The following is a 21,427-nucleotide window of genomic DNA, read 5'->3' as shown; positions in this document are numbered from 1 at the left end:
CCCTGCGCCAACTCACCATAATTCATATAAAAAAGCTGCCGAGTCATAGTAACTCCGCAGCCTTCCTTCACTACTTTTGCAACAGGAGAATCGTCCCGCTGTTTCACATTCGGTCAATTTTGCTTATGCCTATCATTCTGCGAAAGGCGTCGAGCAGCGGCTGGCGGTTGTAAAAGGTGATGCCTGCCAATTCAGCGATAAGCTGAATTCCAAGAATAATGATTCCCAGTGTCACAAGTGAGGATAGTAAAGTGGCACTGTTAAAGATGATTGCCATGAAACCAAAGAAAATGCTGAACCCGTAAATGATTAATACGGACTGTCTGTGTGTGTAGCCCATATCCATTAATCGATAGTGGATATGCTTTTTATCCGCAGTGGCAATACCCTGGTTATTCATGGATCTGCGGATGATCGCAAGGATCGTGTCAAAAACCGGAATGGCAATGACGATAATCGGCACGATAAAACTGAAGAAGGCCACATTTTTAAACAATCCAAGCATCGCGACAATGGAGATGGAATACCCCAGGAACAGTGCCCCCGTGTCACCCATAAAAATTTTTGCAGGGTGAAAATTATGAAACAGAAATCCAAGAATACTTCCTACTAAGATGATAGTTAAATATACTACCAACACACGAGCATCAATCACCGCCATTACTAGAATGCTAGATAAGGCAATCGCGGATACTCCCGCGGCAAGCCCGTCCAATCCATCGATTAAATTAATCGCATTCGAGGCGGCCAGTATCCAGAAAATCGTTAATGCAATACCAACGACATCATTTAAAAAAACGGTTCCCATAAAAGGAATGGTCAGCTTTTCAATAATCAGTCCGGACGACACAACTGTTACAGCAGCTGCTGTTTGTCCGATCAGTTTGTACAGCGCTCTTAGTTCAAAAATATCATCCAGCACTCCCGTAATGAGCATAATCAGTGCGCCGAGAATGATGGCATTCATTTCCGGTGAAGCCGGCTGCAAGTAAATATAACCTGCCGCTGCCCCGATGAAGATGGCCAGGCCACCCATACTTGGTTTGACCCCTTTGTGATTTTTACGTTTATTATCAGGTTTATCAACTGCTCCAGCCTTTACGGCCAGCTTGCTTACCAATGGTGTTATCAATAATGCAGTTGTTGCAGAAATGAGAAAGGCAATGACTAATTCTGTTATATTCCACATGGTCACACCTGCTTCTGTTTGAATGGTAAATATCCTAACCTATTTTATCACATATAAGAAAAAAGTATAGTACAAACGGTGAATTGGATTTTACATTTCCATTACTTTTTCCCTGATCCTTCAATTACCCTATACCCTGTTATAGTATAATTCAACATATTTTTCACTTTGTGAATTTTTTTCGAAAATTGACCTAAATCAATTTTTTCCCCTCTTTTATATGAGATAATAGAAGTGAAGGTGGTGATCATGATGGAAAAAGTGCCTGTACAGGAAGTTGACCGCATGATTAACGAAGGACTGGGTGCAGGTTTCATTATCTATGAATACGACCTGGAAAAATATAAGCCCCTCACCAGGCCGAAGCAGGACGAAGAAGAAGGAAGTGAGACACATTGAGCATATTTCCTTTATTAACAGTCGTCAGCACTGGCTTCATATCTGATTTTGCCTATATCTTTGCCATCGCCATGGCATCCCTGATCTTTACAGTCACACTTAGATCTGCCACATTATTTCTCGCTTTACTCGCAGCAATCATCATACTTAACACTTCAAGCATCCCGGCATTATTCATTGCCATTGCCATTCTTCAGCTGTTACTCACTATTTATTTAATTTATAAACTCAAACTTGCAGTGGACTGGAATTATCATGTTATCGAGGAAAAAACACATTTGAGAAAGCGGGATATTACGAAGGGCGGATATACTGGGGTGCGGAAGTCGTTTAGTTGAAAATGAAGTTATAGGAAAGCTTGCAGAGAAAAAATGCTGCAAGCTTTTTATATAGTTTTTTCTGAGTGTGGACGCAAGAATAAGAAGTTAAATAATCATTGATGCTTCAACAGAATTTCTTAACAATATGGTTGTAATGAGCCCTATGCAAATGCTTCTCTCCGGCCTTGACACTAATAATTTTGCTGAACAAGTCTGTTTTTTTTACACCCTTCTGCCAAGTATGTAAACCATAATTTGGGCAGCGTTTAAACGTTGTTGGCAATATAATTCCAATTTGCTTGTATTAACTGCGCTAATACGACTGTATATCCTTCCTTTTTTCTTAAATATTACTAAATGATTACCATTCTTTTAATCTATATACATTATCTTTACATACCCCTTTTTAATCTCTTTCAAAGCGAAAAGTTTACTTACAAAGGTGTTTTAATGCCTTCAAAAGGGTATTATAAGCAATAAACCAAGCCACCATGGTAATAAACATCGCACAACAATTAAAACAGCAGGGAGAGAAATAGATGAGAATTGGTTTTATGCGTTCATACAAAAAACCAAATAAATTAGTAAAATTGCTTGCGAAGACCAGTCAATACTATAATATTGAAATAGTTTATTTTAATGCTCACGATGTAGATTTAGAAAAAGAAAAAATATACGGAAAGATCTTAGTAAATAGTAAGTGGAAAACAGTTGAAATGGATGTGCCGCCTTTTATAGATCTTAATCCATATGTTTTCAAACATAAACAGGTAATAAAATTTTTAAAGAAGCATAGTACATTATCCATAAATAAACCATTCAAATCAAAGTATAAAATATATAATAAAATCCTGGAAGATGGAACATTTTCCAACTTAATTATTCCATATGAGAATTGCACTGACTATAAATCGGTTAAAGGCTTTTCAAAACAACATAAACAATTTATTCTTAAACCCAATAATGGATTGAGAGGTAAAAATGTTTACAAAATAACCAGACAGGGCAGAAAATATATTATCCAGTATCTTAATGAAATAGAGAGAAGAAATACAAGGCAGTTCAAGCGGTTTTTAAAAGATAATGTGAAAGAGAATAAATATGTGATGCAAAAATTTATTCCCTCCACCAATCAAAAGGGATACCCTTTTGATTGCAGAATACGACTTGAAAAAAATGGAGAAGGAAAATGGGAAGTTGCCATATATTTAGTACGCATTGGTAATAATAAGGTTGTATCCAACGTGGCTAAGGGTGGCAGTGTATCGATGCTGACTCCTTTTCTAGAAGCGAACTTTGGAGATAGAGCGGAAAAAGTAAAAGGCGAAATTAAGCTGATAGCAAAGGAGCTGCCCTATAAAATAGAGCAACTTGTTGGTCAAAATTTAATTTCTTTAGGTATTGATTTAGGTTTTGACCAGGAAGGTAAGCCTTATCTCTTTGAAGTAGAATTGGGACCAGGATTTGAATTTGGCATGGGAGAGGTTGTCTTAATAAAGGTTGATTACTATAATTATCTAAAGAACAGATTAGCTAATAACTCGGCAACGACAGCCGTATAAGAAAAAAAGATTGCAGCTCATTTAGTTTTTTGAGCTGCAACCTTCTTGGTCTAAAGTTATTTATCCTTAATTACTCCAGCTTTCTTCCGACCAAGTATCAAATAACTCAATTCTTCTTTCGGAATGGCATTCAAATCTTTCCGTTTAATGAAATAAAAAATTAAGCCAAGTATAATCCATGCAATTAAAGCAATTCTGGATTCCACACCGAGGAAAGCAGGTGAACCAGGAATTAACAATAAGCCCAGGAATATAATACCAGATAGCATACCTAACCCTGCAAATACCTTTTTAACAGGAGCAACAACTTTATTACTATTATTGCCTTCGCCTGACTCATTCCAGCTAAACATAATGAATGCTGTATAACATGTATAGAAATAAGCAATGGTAACCCCTACAGAAGACATATCCACAACCCAAGTCAATGCCTCTCTTCCAAACCATGGAGCAATCATCGATACAACCACTGCAAAAATCACACTGATATAGGGGGTTTTATATTTAGGGTGCAATTTAGAGAAAACGCCCGGAATAAATTTTGCCCGTGACATGGCAAATAACAAACGACTGGTGGAAATAATAAATCCATTAAGTCCTGTAAAAATACCCATGGTAAGTGCAATAACCAGAATTACCAACCCAGTTGTACCGAGCAATTCCTGAATTGCTGCTCCTGTTCCCCAAAGATTTCCCTCTTCAACTAACTCTCCCCACGGTCTTGCCATTGCTGTTGCTAAGATCATTAAACAATACAACACCGCAGCAAAAACAATCGCAAGAATAATCAAGCTAAATGCTTTTTTGGATGAAAAGTTAAATTCCTCCGCAGCCTGTGGCACATTGTCAAATCCGACAAAAGCCCACGGAGCAATAGCTACAATGGATAATATGGCAGCAAGCGCTGTCGTTTCAGTTGGAAAGCTAGGCTGTACGTTGCTAAAACCTGCTTCCGGCTGCGCACCTGTCATAAGGAAAATAGCAATTACTGCACTAACCATCACAATACAAAAAACAAATTGCATTCGACCGGAAAAGCTGCTTCCTTTAACATTAAAGTACCCAAACAAAGCTAGTGCTGCTGTGGCTATAATGATTTCCACAAAATAAACATCCCAGCCGGCAACCTGATACATATAAAGGTTTTCCAAAATAGCCGGAAAAACATATTTAAACATAAGTGCAAGGGCTGAGGCGTTTAAAGCAACAATACATATGTAACCCAAGGTTAGAAACCAGCCGCTGATAAATGCATGCGTACGCCCGAGGCTAACAAAAGTATAAGCAAATTCTCCCCCGGACACCGGGAAGGTTTTAATTAAAAATCCATAACTTACAGCAATCACCATCATAAGTGCTGCCCCAATGAGGAAACCAAGCATAGCACCCATAGGCCCTGCCGTTTCCATCCAATTAACAGGCTGCACAAACGCTCCCCAGCCAATCGATGAGCCAAGTGCTATTGCCCATATCCAGTGGGGCTTAAATGTTCTTTTTAGTGTGGTCCTTTGTTCCATGTGTAGACTCCTTTTTTAAACTTAAAGTTAATAAACTTAACGAAAAATATATTAATACATTATACTTGAAAACAGAAGAAAAAAATAGTCTAATCTCTAATAAAAGAGACTAGACTTAATTTGAAACCTTACTTTAAATATTCTGGGATATCCAAGTAAACATTGAAGATATTTAACTCCTGATAAAGGTTATACATATTTGTAACCTGTTTAGAAGCCCAACCAATGTCTGTTGCATATTGGTGTGAAGCATACCCATTTTCATCCATGAAAGCTGGGTTCCAGCGCATTTTATAAAGGGTGTTTTGGCCGGCTTTCACATAATTATTTCCAATAAATTGTGCACCGCCAATTATAGCTGATTCTGGTGTATACCACCTTTCATTGTATGCACGAAAAGCCCCTGCTTGATGTGCATTGCCATCCACTGCACCAATACCGTACATGTTATAAGTAGTTTTTATATCTGTTAACCTACTTCTGTTATCGGCATTTACCAATACTAGATCACCAGATTTATCCTTTCCTACTTCCACTCCGTTTGCTAAAGCAGATGTACCATGTCCGGTTTCCAGCAGTGCGTGTGACAGTAAATATACATCATTCACACCATGGATACTACTAGCTTCAAGAAATGACTGTCCCTTTCCGGCAAGTATTCCTTTGCCTACTAGATAATCATTCAGCAAATCTGCAGAAGCATCACTGGTTCTGGCAAGATCCAGAAACTGGAACCTTTGTCTTTCATCATTTATGAAGTTAGAAGGATCAAGATAGTATAATACATCAGCTCTGGCAGCGTCTACCCAGCCAGCATCACTATACTCAATTTGATACCAGCCATTTACTTCACTTATGATGTTTACTTGGGTTCCGTTTGTTAGTGTGCCGACAATGTTACCAGAGGTACTTGGACCACTTCTTACATTTAAGACATTAGCAGTTACTCGACCATTGCTATCAATATGAGAAGCTGATACATAAGCATAGTTTTTATCTGTTTGTGGTGCGGGATTATTTAAACTCATTTGGATATTAAGAGCTTCATCAAGCGTTAAATTGTACCAGGTATATTTTGTACCTTGTAAAGCTAAGGAAAGAACTTCCAACGATTTTTCATCCATAATACCGCTAATTGGTAAATTATATGCCTGTTGAAAATCTTGAACAACCCTTTCCGTACCAGCACAGAAACAATTAGTCGGGTTACTCCAATCGGCAAAACCCAATGCTACTAAATCTTCTTTCATTTGCCTGATCTCATTGCTCCTTGCTCCCAGCTGCATTGGACTGGAAAGAATCTCATCTATTTTATTAAGAGTAAATTCATTCGCCACTCCACTTACAGATAAACCGTAAAAGGATTGAAACTCTTCCACTACGGTAACGGTATCAGGACCAAAGTAATTAGTCGGGTTATTCCAATGCGTCCCAAACCCTGTCTTAATCAAGTTCTCTTTAAAGCTTTGAACCTCATCACTTCTTTGACCATACCTTAATAGGTCAGAAGTTTCTTCTTCTAATCTATTAAATGTCACTTCATCTACAATCCCATTTATAGCTAAACTATAATGCTCTTGAATCTCACGTACGACAGCTTCTGTTTCTGAACCATAATAATTAGTTGGATTCGACCAATGAGCAAAACCTAAATCAACCATATCAAGCTTAAGGTTTAGTATCTCTTCGCTTCGGTTTCCTGCCTGATAAGGACTCGATAATACAGATTCTATCTGATCCAGTGTTGCCTCATCACCTTTACCGGTTACAGTTAGCCCGTAATAAGCTTGGAATTCTTCCACTACGTTGACAGTGTCAGGACCAAAATAATTGGTCGGGTTATTCCAATGCGTGCCAAAACCTGTATTCATTAGGTCTTCCTTAAAGTCAACTACGTCTCCTCTTCTTAATCCATATTCCAAAGGAGCATTTTTTACTTCTTCTATTTTAGCTAATGTCACTTCATCTACGATTCCGTTAACTGCCAAACTATAGGCTGACTGAAAGTCTTTTACGGCATTCTCTGTCTCCGCACCAAAATAATTGGATGGGCTGCTCCAGTCGGCAAATCCTATTGCCACTAACTCCTCTTTCATTTGCCTGATCTCGTTGCTTCTCGCACCTAATTGCATTGGGCTGGATAATATCGTTTCTATTTGATCTAGTGTTGCTTCATCGCCGGTTCCAGTAATAGGCAGACCATAAAAGTCCTGAAAATCCTCTACTGCACTTACCGTCCCTGAACCAAAGTATGTTGTCGGATTAGCCCAATCTGCAAAGCCTAATTTTACAAGGTCGAGTTTGAATTCTTTTACTTCTGTACTTCTAACTCCGTATTGTAAAGGCGTTGCCTTTAACTCTTCAATTTTGTTGTAGGTTATTTCATCTATAATCCCATTTACGGCCAAATTAAAGGTTGACTGAAAATCCTTCACCACATTTTCTGTATCCGACCCAAAATAATTGGTCGGATTACTCCAATCGGCAAAACCTAACGCTACGAGGTCTAACTTTATTTCTCTTATCTCCTGACTTCGCTTCCCCCGCTGATAGGAACTGGAAAATATGGTTGCCATTTTGGACAATGTTGGATCATCGCCTGTACCATTTACGGTCAAACCGTAATAACTCTGAAACTCTTCCACGACATTCACTGTATCCGGACCAAAATAATTGGTTGGATTATTCCAATGTGTCCCAAATCCCAGCTGCATAAGATCCAACTTGAATTCTTGTACTCTAGGGTTTCTGTCCCCATATTGTAAAGGTGCATTCAACAATTCATCTAATTTATTGAAAGTTACTTCGTCTATGATCCCATTAACTGCTAATCCGTTCGCTGACTGAAAAGCTCTGACTACATTTTCAGTATCTGGACCAAAATAATTGGTTGGGTTACTCCAATCGGCAAACCCCAATGCTACCAGGTCTAACTTTATTTCTCTTATCTCTTCACTTCGATTCCCTCGTTGGTAGGGACTAGACAATACGGATTCCACTTTTGACAATGTTGCTTCATCGCCTGTGCCATTTACAGTCAGACCGTAATATCTTTGAAACTCTTCCACTACATTTACGGTATCAGGACCAAAATAATTGGTTGGATTATTCCAATGGGTGCCAAATCCTAACTCCATAAGATCCAATTTAAAAGCTTGTACTGTTCCGTTTCGGTCCCCAAACTGCATAATTGATGAGGTGGAGTCTATCATTATATCTGTCTTTCTCTCTGTCTTTTTATTTGCTTCTTTATCTTCTACTAAATTTCCTTTAACATCTTCCTCTTGGTTACCTTCTATATCTTCTTCAAGGTCTTTTGTATTTGCATCTCTATTATAGGTTTCCTCATCTTCCGATTTTACCGTTTCGTCTTTTCTTCCATCATTTTCTAATGGTATTGCTTCATTTTTTTCTTCGTATATTTCCTGCTTACCTTCTTTGCTTTCCCCTGCAACTATTATTTGTGGACTAAAGTGGAAAAGAATTAAAGATACTATTAGTAGAAATAATGATTTTGTAAATTTCACTTTAGTGTCACCTCCCTTTGATAATATTAACTATATTATACTTATAGTATCGGAAATTAATTAACCTTTTCAAGCAAACCCCTTAAATAAGCCTAAATAATTTAAAATAGAGATAGTAGATTAAAATCTACTATCTCTATTTTTATCTTGTTCTTAAATTAAAAGAATTTGCTATTGCTTCTGCAGTTATTTGGGCTAAAAAGGTCCGATAACTAGCATCTCTGAGCAATTGGTTTTCGTTATAGTTATCAATAAACATATACTCTAACAATATAGCTGGCATACTAGTATTTCTTAACACGTTGAAATTTGCTTCCTTCGCTCCCCGATCATTTACATCTATTCGGTCAGCTAAATAATCATGAATATCTTTCTGTCTTTCACGTGTTTCATCCGAAACATTTCCATTATAGATATATGTTTCAAATCCTCTAGCATTTCCATTAAAAGCATTAGTATGGAAACTGACAAAATAATCAGCATCCCATTCATTTGCCATATTTGCTCTATCCGTTAGTTCCACAAATGTATCATCTATTCTTGATAGCCTCACATCAACTCCAGTATAAGTAGATAATAATACATCTGCAGTTTTTAATGCAATATCTAAAACTACATCTTTTTCATTAAGACCGTAGCCTTGGCCACCTGGATCATCATCCCCATGGCCCGGATCAAGAAAGATCCTAAAAACATTGTTTTCAATCTCAGAATTTAATTTATTTATAGATACCTGATCCATAATCCCACTGACAGGCAAATTATGTTCAGCTTGAAATTCCTTAACAACCCTTTCCGTATCAGCACAGAAACAATTAGTTGGATTACTCCAATCGGCAAAACCCAATGCTACTAAATCTTCTTTCATTTGCCTGATCTCACTGCTTCTTGCTCCCAGCTGCATTGGACTGGAAAGAATCTCATCTACTTTGTTCAGAGTAAATTCATTCGCCACTCCACTAACTGCTAAACCATAAAAGGATTGAAACTCTTCCACTACGGTAACGGTATCAGGACCAAAGTAATTGGTCGGGTTATTCCAATGCGTCCCAAACCCTGTCTTAATCAGGTTCTCTTTAAAGCTTTGAACCTCATCACTTCTTTGACCATACCTTAATAGGTCAGAAGTTTCTTCTTCTAATCTATTAAGCGTTACTTCATCTACAATCCCATTTATAGCTAAATTATAATGCTCTTGAATCTCACGTACGACAGCTTCTGTTTCTGAACCATAATAATTAGTTGGATTTGACCAGTGGGCAAAACCTAAATCAACCATATCAAGCTTAAGGTTTAGTATCTCTTCACTTCGGTTTCCTGCCTGATAAGGACTCGATAATACAGATTCTATCTGATCCAGCGTTGCCTCATCACCTTTACCGGTTACGGCTAGACCATAATAAGCTTGGAATTCTTCCACTACGTTGACAGTGTCAGGACCAAAATAATTGGTCGGGTTATTCCAATGCGTGCCAAAACCTGTATTCATTAGGTCTTCCTTAAAGTCAATTACGTCTCCTCTTCTTAATCCATATTCCAAAGGAGCATTTTTTACTTCTTCTATTTTAGCTAATGTCACTTCATCTACGATTCCGTTAACTGCCAAACTATAGGCTGACTGAAAGTCTTTTACGGCATTCTCTGTCTCCGCACCAAAATAATTGGATGGGCTGCTCCACTCGGCAAATCCTATTGCTACTAATTCCTCTTTCATTTGCCTGATCTCGTTGCTTCTCGCACCTAATTGCATTGGGGTGGATAATATCGTTTCTATTTGATCTAGTGTTGCTTCATCGCCGGTTCCAGTAATAGGCAGACCATAAAAGTCCTGAAAATCCTCTACTGCACTTACCGTCCCTGAACCAAAGTATGTTGTCGGATTAGCCCAATCTGCAAAGCCTAATTTTACAAGGTCGAGTTTGAATTCTTTTACTTCTGTACTTCTAACTCCGTATTGTAAAGGCGTTGCCTTTAACTCTTCAATTTTGTTGTAGGTTATTTCATCTATAATCCCATTTACGGCCAAATTAAAGGTTGACTGAAAATCCTTCACTACATTTTCTGTATCCGACCCAAAATAATTGGTCGGATTACTCCAATCGGCAAAACCCAATGCTACCAGGTCTAACTTTATTTCTCTTATCTCCTCACTTCGGTTCCCCCGCTGATAGGGACTGGAAAATATGGTTGCCATTTTGGACAATGTTGGATCATCGCCTGTACCATTTACGGTCAAACCGTAATAACTCTGAAACTCTTCTACAACATTCACTGTATCCGGACCAAAATAATTGGTTGGATTATTCCAATGTGTCCCAAATCCCAGCTGCATAAGATTCAACTTGAATTCTTGTACTCTAGGGTTTCTGTCCCCATATTGTAAAGGTGCATTCAGCAATTCATCTAATTTATTGAAAGTTACTTCGTCTATGATCCCATTAACTGCTAATCCGTTTGCTGACTGAAAAGCTCTGACTACATTTTCAGTATCTGGACCAAAATAATTGGTTGGGTTACTCCAATCGGCAAACCCCAATGCTACCAGGTCTAACTTTATTTCTCTTATCTCTTCACTTCGATTCCCTCGTTGGTAGGGACTAGACAATACGGATTCTACTTTTGACAATGTTGCTTCATCGCCTGTACCGCTTACAGTAATACCGTAATAACTTTGGAACTCTTCCACTACATTTACGGTATCAGGACCAAAATAATTGGTTGGATTATTCCAATGGGTGCCAAATCCTAACTCCATAAGATCCAATTTAAAAGCTTGTACTGCTTCTCCACTGTCGCGAAATTGCATAATTGAGGTAGAAGACTCTGATGTTTCTTCTTCTTCATTTTCTACTTCTTCACTTCTTGGTTTGCTTGACTTATGATTTTCTTGAGTTTTTTCTTCATCTTTTTCTTCTGTATTTTCATCTTTTTCTTTTGGATTCTCTTTAATTATTTTATCTTTTTCTTGTTCATTTTTGGGGTTTCCATCAGACTCAACAGTTTGATTATAGTTCTCTTTATTATCTGATGTTTCCTTATTCTCAACAGGTTCTTTTAAGTCTTCCTCTAATTTTTTCTCCTCATCTATCGAGGAAGTTTTTGATTCACTATCTGCTTCTTTTGTTGTTTCAATTTCTGAGGAGTTATCCCTGTTATGCTCTGCTGCTTCTGTTATTTGTGGACTAAAGTGGAATAAAATTAAGGCTGCCATAAGTATAAATAGTTGTTTAATTACCTTCACTTTAGTTTCACCTCCCTGATGTTATTATTAAACGCCCTTATAGTATCGGATAAATTAAAGTTAATTTCAATAGGTCAATAGAATTACACAAACATAAAGCGGTTTGAAAATTTATTCAAAAAAAATGAGTTCTATTTAGTGAACTCATTTTTACTTTCTACTTACTTAAAATAATAATCAATTACTGCCCCTGCCATATTTCGTTTTTTTCCTAGATATGGAAAGTGAGCCAATGGGGCTGGTGAGAATTCCACTTCACTAACAATATGATTTTTTTCATTTGGTTTAATCGTAATATCTGGGGCTATGATATCAACCCCTCCATATGCTAGTCCAGGAATTGCTTGAATAGCTTTAATAGCAATAGCTTTAAATTCCGGGTGGGCGCTGTCTGTAACATCTATATTATCTCCTCCTGCATGAATATTGGATTGCTTTCGTAAAGTAATCTCCTGATTCATTTTAGGGATAAAATCTAGATCTATTTTTTGTTCATGTAACATTTCGAGCAACGTATAATCTTCTGGTATGAGATGGTCTACCAAATAGGGATTAACTTGCCTTTCATTATTTTTTCTTTTTATCAGTTGAAGTACTGAAGACTTTCCATCTCCTGTAACACTTGCTCTTTTCCTATGTGTAGCGGAAACAAGTTTATCCCCAACTACATAAAATCTGAAATCTTCACCATGAAAGTGTTTTTCAACTAAAATTTTATGATTTTTACTTTTTTTCTTATAGGCATTGACTGCTTTTGTCCATGCTTTTTGTAAACTTTCCTTTTGTTTAATATCAGGCGTAATACCTCTGCCACGGGATAGTGTAGTTGGTTTCACAACAACAGGATAACCAATTTTTTCTGCATACTTAACTGCCTCATCAAAATCTGAATCCTTAAATAACCTTGATTCTGTTACAGTCAACCCTTTTTGTTTTAACAAATACCTTGAATCTTCTTTATTTGTACACAGAATAGAACCAACCCTACTCGAATAATCTCCATTCATTAAAGAAAAACCTCGTTCAATTTTATCTGATTTAACTACAATTACTCTCTTTGATATTCGATCAACTGATAATCCTTTTTTCATTGCAGCATACTCTATTAGTGATGATTTTAAACCTATTCCTTCTTTTTTTCTTTGTCTTACAAATTCAGCATCCTCTTCTTGTTTTCTTAAAGATAAAGGTTTTTTTCCTGTATTCTTATTTTTCTTTTTTAAAACTTTTAGTATACTCATCATTACCTCCATAAGTATTCTTATTTGTAATTAACTTAAGCTTAAAGTATGAAAAATTGTTTTTTGCAAGTAAACTTATTACAATATATAATTATATATCTTGATTAGATCCATAAGCAAGCTTAATTATATGGAATATCTACAAAAGCAACACGATTAAACTTAAAAAGGGTGGTAAAAATGCAGGTAGGTTATATGCGGAATGGAAATAAACCCTCAAAATTCATTAAACTTTTAGCGAAAACAACAAAATATCATGGCATTGACTTAGTATACTTTCACCCCAAAGATATTAACATGAATGAAAAGATAATTAATGGTAAAATTCTTATTAATAATAAATGGGTTAAAAGAAAAGTTAACATTCCTTTGTTTGTAGATGTCACGGTACACAGCTTTAAATTTAAAAAACAAATTAAGTTTTTAAGAGAACATAGTTATTTTACGACCGGAAGGTTGGCCAGTAAAGAAATAACAATTGAAAAACTGATGGATGATGGTGAATTTTCCCATTTACTAATTCCGACTATTAAACACACGGATTTCAAAGATTTCTTTAGCTTCTTAAAAAAACACCAAAAAATAATAATGAAACCAAGCAGAGGTGAAAGAGGTCAAGATATATACATGATTGCAAAGAAAAAAAACAAATTTATAATAAGTTTTGAAACCCAGGAAATAACTCTATCTAAAAGGCAGTTAAAGTCTTTTTTCAAGCAAAAAGTGAACGAAAGAAGATTTATCTTTCAAAAGTATATTAACTCTAAAACAAAGAACGGAGACCCATTTGATTGCAGAATAAGGCTAGAAAAAAATGGAAATGGCGAGTGGGAGAATGTAATTAACCTAATTAGAATAGGCACTGGGCAAAAAGTGGTCTCAAATGTTTCAAAAGGTGGAAGTGTCAGTGAATTAAATTCTTTCTTAAAAGCAAACTATGGTGAAAAATGGAAGGAAGTTAAGACCTCAATTATAAATACAGGAAAGACTTTGCCATACAAAATAGAAAAGATATTTAATCAAGAATTAGGCTCTCTAGGAATTGATATTGGTATTGAAAAAGATGGAAGACTCTATTACTTTGAATCAAATAACGCACCGGGCGTAGAATTTGGAGAAGGAGCAATTGCTCAGGTTAAATGCGATTATTATAAGTATATGTTGGATAAACTTTCAAATTAGAATTGTGAATTTGGATAAGAAGCATACCTATAATAATAGGTATGCTTCTGGTGCTGTACTAACTATGAGAAGCTATTATTTTTTACTCTTGATTATACTTCCTGCCATACGTATAGGTGAAGTGATTTTCCAAGAGGTACTATTTTCAATTTTATTTACTTCCTGTTTATAAAAATCTCTTTCCCTTTTTATTTCCTCAAGCTGCTCCTTTAAATCCCAATATTTTTTGCTTGTAGGTATTTTTTTAACCTTTGACCCAGAATTTACAATTTCAAATCCATATTTAATAGGTTTTTTCCACTCTTCTAGTGATATATTCTTGATTTTAAATTTACTCGGTATTTTTTCATTTATTATATTTTCAAAATTAGCAACTGCTTCACTCTTCCCGGCGACAACAATAGAAACCTTCTCATTTTCAATGTGTTTTAAATGACCATCTACTTTCAACTTTCTTGCCTGACGCAGAATCCATGTATCAAATTTACTATTTAATAAGTCACCTGTTATAAGTAACTTTTTTGCTTGAACATTTTCCGTAGGCATGGGAGGTATCAAAAACTCTTCCGTAAACCTTCTTCTGAAATTATCAGCAACTACATCAAAATCAAAATAATAATTCACTGTAGTTTTTATTTTTTCTGATTGCGGAAAATAATAGTCTACAATCGCTTTTGGGATATCTCTTGCTTTTCCCACCATTGGAAATAGATGATTTCTAATTGCTGGCCTGGAGTTTATTTCTAATATTTCCCCAGTATTTTTTTCATTATTTATTACCATATCAATTCCACATTGAACGAGGCCAGGGATTGCTTTAGCTGCATTCACAGCAATTTCTTTAACCTCTTCGGACAATTCTTCAGTTGCATCAGTTGAATCACCGCCGGAAGAAACATTATTTTTTGTTTTTAAAAATACTCTCTTCCCTTTTTCGGGAACGGTTTCCAAAGTATAGCCATTTTGTTTTAAAGTATTATGCACTTCTTTATCTATTGTAATAGGAAGCCCGTTTAAAGATGGATTTTTATTACGCTCTTTATTTTTGAGTCTTAATAAGTATTTTATGTTATTCACGCCATCGCCAACAACATTTGCTGGTATTCGCCGAAATGCTCCAATAACTTTACCATCTATAACAAAAACACGGTGATCTACACCAATTGAAAATTTCTCAACTATTACATTGGAATATTTTAAATCATTTCTAACGTAATCCAGTGCTGATTTAAACTCTGCTTCATTTTTTATATTAGCTATGACACCATGACCTCCAGTACCGTTTGAAGGTTTTATAACTAACGGATAGCCAAGCGACTGGGCATATTTTAAAATTTCTTCTTCTGTTGAATCTCCTGTGAATTCAGTTCCTGCGGGGGTAGGAACACCCGCTTCCATCAAATATTCTTTCGTTAATTGTTTATTAATACAAATTTTTACTGCTTCTCTTGGCACAATACTCCCCCTCGACACAGTAAAAAAGTATTCTTTTCCTTGATAAGAAAGCGAATACCTAATTTGAGATTTCTTAGGTGTATTATTATAAAATTTCACAGTAATTCCCCTTCTCCATGCTTCCAATGCTATGGAATACATAGATAAGCTATAACCTTTACCTTCATTTGGTATACAATCCTCCAAATGGGGGAGCCATTCATAATCTTTTTCAGCCACTATTCAATACCTCCCTTATCTTTTAATTGTTGCTACATAATTATTCCCTATCTCTACAACTTTTTTCGCAAGTATTGTTATAGGATCAATGACTGGCATTTGTACCTTTTCTTCGTTCATTACCAGCCCTAATTCTGTGCATCCTGCAATCACGGCTTCAGCTTTTTCCTTTTTTAACCTGTCTGTAATTTTTTTAATTCTGTCACTTACCTGTTCGGAAACATTTCCTGCTTTAATACCATCCTTACCATATATTATGGCCATAACCTCTTGTTGGTTTATGTTATCAGGGACGACTATATCTTTTGATATATATCTTTGAAACACCTTCGATCCAATAGACCCATCCGTTGCTAATAGACCAATTTTATTATAGTGTGGATAATATTTTTGAATGAACTCTTCCACTAAACTTATTGCATTTATAATTGGAATCGGAGAAGTTTTATTTAATTCTTTTATAAAACTGTGTGCTGTCATACAAGGAATAACAGCTACTTCTGCACCCGCCAAGGAAAGCCTTTTTAGATTTTCTTGAAGTTTAGGTATTGGACTAATACCATTTTCTAAAATGTATGCTGAACGGTCTGGAATCTGTGGATCATTTATAATAACCATATTTACATGTTCTTGATCCATCTCAGCTGCGGTATTATTAATTATTCTGGTGAATAATTCTGATGTAGCAGCTGGGCCCATTCCTCCCAGTATCCCGATTACCTTCTGTCTCATATATACTCACCTTTCGAGTTAAAAACAATCTTATTAACTTATTTCTAAATTTGGAATCCACTTTTTCATTCTATTTACAACATTTTCATATACATCTCTGGATAAAAATTTCCCATCACTAGTTATAATATAATCATTTTCTTTTAACCAATCCTCAAATATATATATATTATATCTTAATCTTTTTTCTCTCTTAACAAAAGTTAATCTGTATTTTGGATTTTTAATAACAACTTCTTTATATTTTGGACTAGGTTTTTCAATATCTAAAGATAATGAAGCCCCAACCTGTCTATATAAACCATTTTGCCCCGATAGAAAGTTCCCCATTGAATAGGCAACGAACGTTTTAGTTCCACGTGAGTTCTCGATCCATTCTGGTGGTTGCAGTACGTGAGGGTGATGACCAATTATTATATCTGCACCTGCATCTGAAAGTGAAGCTGCTATTTCTCTTTGCCTAGCAGAGGGATACAAATGATATTCTTCACCAAAATGCATATTTATGATTACAATATCCGCTATACCCTTATTTTTAATTTGTCTTAGTTGTTTTACTATGCTTAAAACTGAAGTCTCTTTAAGTGAGTTAACCAAATAGGGTTTATCTTTTGGTATTTTAATCCCATTTGTGCCTTGTGTGTATGATAAGAAACATACTTTTATACCATTTATATTAAAAACCCTCAACCTTTCCTTATCTATTTCAGATTTAAATGCACCATCGTATTCAAGTCCTATCCTTTCAAGATTCTCGATTGACTTTAGTAATCCTTCTTCTCCTCTATCTAACACATGATTATTAGCAATTGAGACCAAATCTACGCCCATTTCCTTTAATGCATAACCAATCTCGACAGGTGCATTAAATTTGGGGAAAGAAGATAAACCAATCGATGTTCCAGCAATAATTGTTTCAAGGTTAGCAACAGTTATATCTGTTTTTCCTAAAAGTGGTTGAACACTTTGTAACTGTTTAATAAAATTAAACCCTGTTTTTTTATTTAAACCACCATATACTCTTCCGTGCAATAATATATCGCCAACTGCAGTTAATGAAACTGTATTGTTATTTTTGATCAATCCCAAGTTACTCCTCCTCAACCTAGGTAGAATTTAAGGGAATTATTAACTCCTTTTTCCCTTCTGCATCATAATATTTAATTTTAAATACAAAATAATTCTTTATACTAAATGTTTCTTTCAACTATTACTTCGAATTAACAGAATTTATCATAATCCAGCTTACCTTTAAAACCTTTTAGTGAATTTATATTGCAATGTTACAGTCGCAGTCTCTCCTAGTTTATTCACCTTTATAAAAATTATAATTTAAAGTCAACGAATAAGTAGTAAGCTACGAAATTTCACTAGTTAATTATTTGACGATCGACCTTTTTAATCAAAGCATTTCTATAACAGTTCCATGTTCATCAATAATATTTTTACATTCTTTTGTTGCACCAACCACGCAAAAATTTTGATGATTTGAATACTGATAAAATTAAAATAGTAGTTTCTTCCACTATAGATTTGTCGAAACTGCCGGTTCAAGAATTGGTTTTTCTTAATATAGAGTTGCATGTGTATTATCAGGAACTCTCATCTACCGAATTTTACACTGCAAAATTACTTTTCACGCTTTCTTTTCAGTTTTCTTAATGGAGAAGTTATTTTCCAGGACTTGCTATTTTTAAGTTGATTAAGTTCTTTCTCAAGTTGTTTAACTTTTTTATTTAGATTTTCATTTTCCTCTATCAATCTTAAAGGATCGCTCATAGATTTATTATTAAATGTAAAACCAATTCTAACAGGTCCCGCATAATTATAGAACTGGACTTCACTTAATAACCGATTAGACCGAAGTTTGTCAATAAAAAAATCTATATCTTGATAGTTACCAGCAACAATAAGTTCATATTCGCCTGATCTTATTAAATTCATTTCTCCATTAAATTTCAGTTTATGAAATGTACTTCTTATCAATTGTTTAACTCTAGTTAATTCTTTATTTGATTTAAACGAAATTAATTTTGAATCCAAATTGGGTTCATAAGGATGGGGAGGAAGTGTAAATTTTTCCAACCTATTATTCCGAATATATTTTGTTACAAACAAATAATCAAAGTAGTATTTAGGTGTTGTTTTGCTAAGGTAATTGCCCTTAGTTTCCGGGAAATAATAATCAATTATTGCTTTAGGTATTTCGTGTGCATTTCCTTTTATTGGATAGAGGTGATTTCTTATTGAAGGCTTGGTGTTTATTTCAAGAATAGCATATCTCCCTGTTTTTTTATCATAAATTACATCTACTCCACCCTGAATTAATCCTGGAATAGCTTTCACGGCTTTAACCAAATTATTTTTTATTTCTTCCGGCAACTCGTCTGTAGCATCTATTGGATCTCCACCTGAAGAAACATTATTCTTTGTTTTTAATCTTACAAATTGCCCTCTACTTGGAACAGAGTTTAGAGTATAGTTTTGTTTTCTTAACTCTCTTTTAATTTCTTTATTTATAATCACTCTCATATTATAAGTTCCAGGAATCTTGACTCTTATATCATTCTTACTTTTCATCAATTTTTTTATAGAGTTTTTTCCATCACCAATAACATGCGGGGGAAGTCTTCGAAAAGCTCCAACCACCTTATCACCAATAACGAAAGCTCTATAGTCCTCACCTTGAATATATTCCTCAACAATAATTTGATCAAAATTTAACTCATTCTTTAAGTACTGTATATTCTCTTTCAATTCAACGAAATCATCTATCCCCGTAATAACTCCTCTTCCACCTCTTCCATTTAGTGGTTTAACGACTAAAGGAAAATTTAATCCACTAGTAGCTTTTTTAATATATGTTTCATCCAAACTTTTAAGGAGCATTCCTTTAGGTACTGGGATATTTTCTTTGTCAAGTGCTTCTCTGGTAAGTTGTTTGTTTACACATATTTTAATTGCTTGTTTTGAGACAAGATGAGGCCGGGTATGACTAAATTGCACCTTATTATTCTTACTATAAATTGTATACTTTGGAATAAACATTCCTCTATTATGATAAACTTTTTCGAACGTGATATTTAAACCTCGTCGCCACGCTTCATAAGCAATAGCATAATTGCTTATAGCATAACCATATGCTTCCTTTGGCACCGTGCCTTCTAACTCCGGTAACCATTTATATTCGTTATCCATCTAATCTTACCCCTTTTCACTTAAACATCGTTGGAACCCCTTAATCATGAACACTTTTTCATCCTTTTAGAATCCTACAAGATAATCAATAGATCGGTAGAGTTAAAGTTTCTAGTTTGCTTAGCTGTCTCCATTTGTTTTACATAAAGATATTTGGTCATATTTGAAATTAAAAAATACAGGTTCAAAATTTCTTCTTTTGCTTCCTAATCTCAAACCCTACCCTAATTTGTTTATCCCATAAATATTCTTTAACGTTCGTTACCTCAGCTCTTTCCGGTCCTTCATAACAAGTCCTTTTAAAATTATTCACCTTATCCTTTTCAACAGCCGCTACTACAACAACAACTTTCCCATTGTTTAAGTTCCTGGTATAGCCGTGCAAACCGTTTTCTATAGCTTGTTTTCGAATCCACCTTCTATATCCTACTTTTTGCACCTTTCCGGAAATCACATAACGCTTCGCATACAACTCACCAACAGGAGCATCTGATACCTCCAACTGTTTAACAGAATTGCTTCGAAGTAATTCAAGAATATTTTTGTAATCAAAATAGATTTTTGTGCTATTATCACCTTTGCCTTTTGTTTCAGGGAAGTAATAGTCAATTATGTCCTTTGCGATATTACGTGGTTTTCCATGTACAGGAAAAGTATGCAACGATATTCCTGCAGTAGAGTTAATTTCAATGATATACGCGTTTTCATTGTTTACGATTAAATCGACACCTGCATGGTTCAACCCGGGTATTTCTTTGACGGCTTGTATTGCAGTTTTTTTAACATCATGCGACAGCTCATCAGTTGTGTCAACCGAGTCACCACCTGAAGAAATATTACTCTGACCTTTTAGATAGACAGTTTTCCCTTTTTCCGGAATGTAATCTAAAGTTAAATTATGCCGGGTCAGGAAATTAGTTAAACCAGTATCCTTTTTAATAAGACGAGTAGAGGTTTGAGGGTTAAGCCTTCTTTGTTCATTTTTATGATCTATAAGTTCATCTAACGTAAGTTTTCCATCCCCAGTTACGTTTGCAGAAGTACGTTTAATTGCTCCAACCACTTCATCTTTAATAACATACACCCGAACATCTTCACCCTCGACATGCCGCTCAATAATAAATTCCTCATAATCAAACTCTGAGTAACAGTAGGATATACTCTCTCTTAAATACTTTTCCGTATTTATATCTGTAACAACACCTTTTCCCAGGCTCCCCAATGTTGGTTTCAGAACTAGCGGAAACCCTAATTTTAATGCCTTATTAACAACAGAATCTATATCCATTGATTTATTAAAGGTGAAGCCTCCTGGAGTTGGGACATTTGCCTTCATTAGATATTCTTTGGCCCGGGCTTTATCTGTCCCAATATCTGTGGCTTCATTTGACACTTTATCTCCACGTGTACGATAAAAATAATGTGTTTTATCCCCCGAGCTTAATGAGAAGGCTTTTCCAATCTGATTATAGCCAATAATTTTAAGATCCGTTACAGTAGAGGGATCATAGTAAAATTTCAAGGAAAGCCCTCTTCTCCATCCTTCCAGTGCAACCAGGAAGGCGTCTATATCAAATCTTCTAACGCCTGAAAGCATTTGTTTTGATAACCAATAAGGGTAACCTTTATTCATCAAAATCCCTCC

General features: G+C 35.4%; 14 protein-coding genes. 4 read left to right on the top strand and 10 right to left on the bottom strand.

Annotation, left to right across the window (positions count from 1 at the left end; translation table 11 throughout):
* Window positions 1-103 precede the first annotated feature (103 nt).
* Window positions 104-1,189 carry an MraY family glycosyltransferase gene (locus GHD25_RS15495; RefSeq protein ID WP_164218486.1) on the bottom strand — a complete coding sequence of 362 codons (1,086 nt, stop codon included), beginning with the start codon at window positions 1,187-1,189 and terminating at the stop codon, window positions 104-106.
* A gap of 252 nt (window positions 1,190-1,441) precedes the next feature.
* Here GHD25_RS15495 and GHD25_RS15490 point away from each other — a divergent pair, with 252 nt between their 5' ends.
* The 3 genes from GHD25_RS15490 (at window position 1,442) to GHD25_RS15480 (ending at window position 3,470) form a co-directional block, all read left to right on the top strand.
* A complete protein-coding gene (locus GHD25_RS15490; protein WP_164218484.1) occupies window positions 1,442-1,588 on the top strand; it encodes a hypothetical protein in 147 nt (48 codons plus the stop codon).
* Entirely contained in the window at window positions 1,585-1,926 is a 342-nt protein-coding gene (locus GHD25_RS15485; protein ID WP_164218482.1) for a hypothetical protein, read from the top strand. The genes GHD25_RS15490 and GHD25_RS15485 overlap by 4 nt, the downstream gene beginning before the upstream one ends.
* A gap of 521 nt (window positions 1,927-2,447) precedes the next feature.
* Window positions 2,448-3,470, top strand: coding sequence for a YheC/YheD family protein (locus tag GHD25_RS15480; protein WP_164218480.1), 1,023 nt, complete (start codon window positions 2,448-2,450; stop codon window positions 3,468-3,470).
* 56 nt (window positions 3,471-3,526) lie between these two features.
* On the opposite strand, the gene GHD25_RS15475 is transcribed toward GHD25_RS15480, so the two are convergent.
* The 4 genes from GHD25_RS15475 to GHD25_RS15460 form a co-directional block, all read right to left on the bottom strand.
* Complete coding sequence (locus tag GHD25_RS15475) at window positions 3,527-4,987, bottom strand: APC family permease (protein ID WP_164218478.1); 1,461 nt, start codon at window positions 4,985-4,987, stop codon at window positions 3,527-3,529.
* A 128-nt stretch (window positions 4,988-5,115) separates the two neighbouring features.
* On the bottom strand, window positions 5,116-8,514 hold the full coding sequence (locus GHD25_RS15470) for a peptidoglycan-binding protein (protein ID WP_164218476.1): 3,399 nt from the start codon (window positions 8,512-8,514) through the stop codon (window positions 5,116-5,118).
* A 142-nt stretch (window positions 8,515-8,656) separates the two neighbouring features.
* Window positions 8,657-11,755, bottom strand: a complete 3,099-nt coding sequence (locus GHD25_RS15465; protein ID WP_164218473.1) for a peptidoglycan-binding protein — start codon at window positions 11,753-11,755, stop codon at window positions 8,657-8,659.
* Between the two features lie 161 nt (window positions 11,756-11,916).
* Entirely contained in the window at window positions 11,917-12,996 is a 1,080-nt protein-coding gene (locus GHD25_RS15460) for an ATP-binding protein (protein WP_164218471.1), read from the bottom strand.
* Window positions 12,997-13,176: 180 nt separating this feature from the next.
* Between GHD25_RS15460 and GHD25_RS15455 the strand changes: the two genes are divergently transcribed.
* A complete protein-coding gene (locus tag GHD25_RS15455) occupies window positions 13,177-14,178 on the top strand; it encodes a YheC/YheD family protein (RefSeq protein WP_164218469.1) in 1,002 nt (333 codons plus the stop codon).
* Window positions 14,179-14,253: 75 nt separating this feature from the next.
* Here the strand turns inward: GHD25_RS15455 and GHD25_RS15450 are convergent, their stop codons facing one another.
* The 5 genes from GHD25_RS15450 to GHD25_RS15430 form a co-directional block, all read right to left on the bottom strand.
* Complete coding sequence (locus GHD25_RS15450; protein ID WP_164218467.1) at window positions 14,254-15,852, bottom strand: ATP-binding protein; 1,599 nt, start codon at window positions 15,850-15,852, stop codon at window positions 14,254-14,256.
* A 15-nt stretch (window positions 15,853-15,867) separates the two neighbouring features.
* Complete coding sequence (gene cuyB, locus GHD25_RS15445) at window positions 15,868-16,584, bottom strand: cysteate racemase (protein WP_164218465.1); 717 nt, start codon at window positions 16,582-16,584, stop codon at window positions 15,868-15,870.
* Window positions 16,585-16,617: 33 nt separating this feature from the next.
* Window positions 16,618-17,673: a CapA family protein gene (locus GHD25_RS15440; protein WP_240452385.1), complete on the bottom strand. Its 1,056-nt coding sequence runs from the start codon at window positions 17,671-17,673 to the stop codon at window positions 16,618-16,620.
* Between the two features lie 540 nt (window positions 17,674-18,213).
* A complete protein-coding gene (locus GHD25_RS15435) occupies window positions 18,214-19,782 on the bottom strand; it encodes an ATP-grasp domain-containing protein (RefSeq protein WP_164218463.1) in 1,569 nt (522 codons plus the stop codon).
* A gap of 184 nt (window positions 19,783-19,966) precedes the next feature.
* On the bottom strand, window positions 19,967-21,415 hold the full coding sequence (locus tag GHD25_RS15430) for an acylphosphatase (protein ID WP_164218461.1): 1,449 nt from the start codon (window positions 21,413-21,415) through the stop codon (window positions 19,967-19,969).
* Between the last annotated feature and the right edge of the window lie 12 nt (window positions 21,416-21,427).

Origin of the sequence: Virgibacillus aidingensis (genome assembly GCF_010994035.1) — a bacterium.
Classification (GTDB): Bacteria; Bacillota; Bacilli; order Bacillales; family Amphibacillaceae; genus Virgibacillus_N.
The sequence above is the reverse complement of the archived record's forward strand: the minus strand, read 5'-3'. Positions and strand labels throughout refer to the sequence as shown.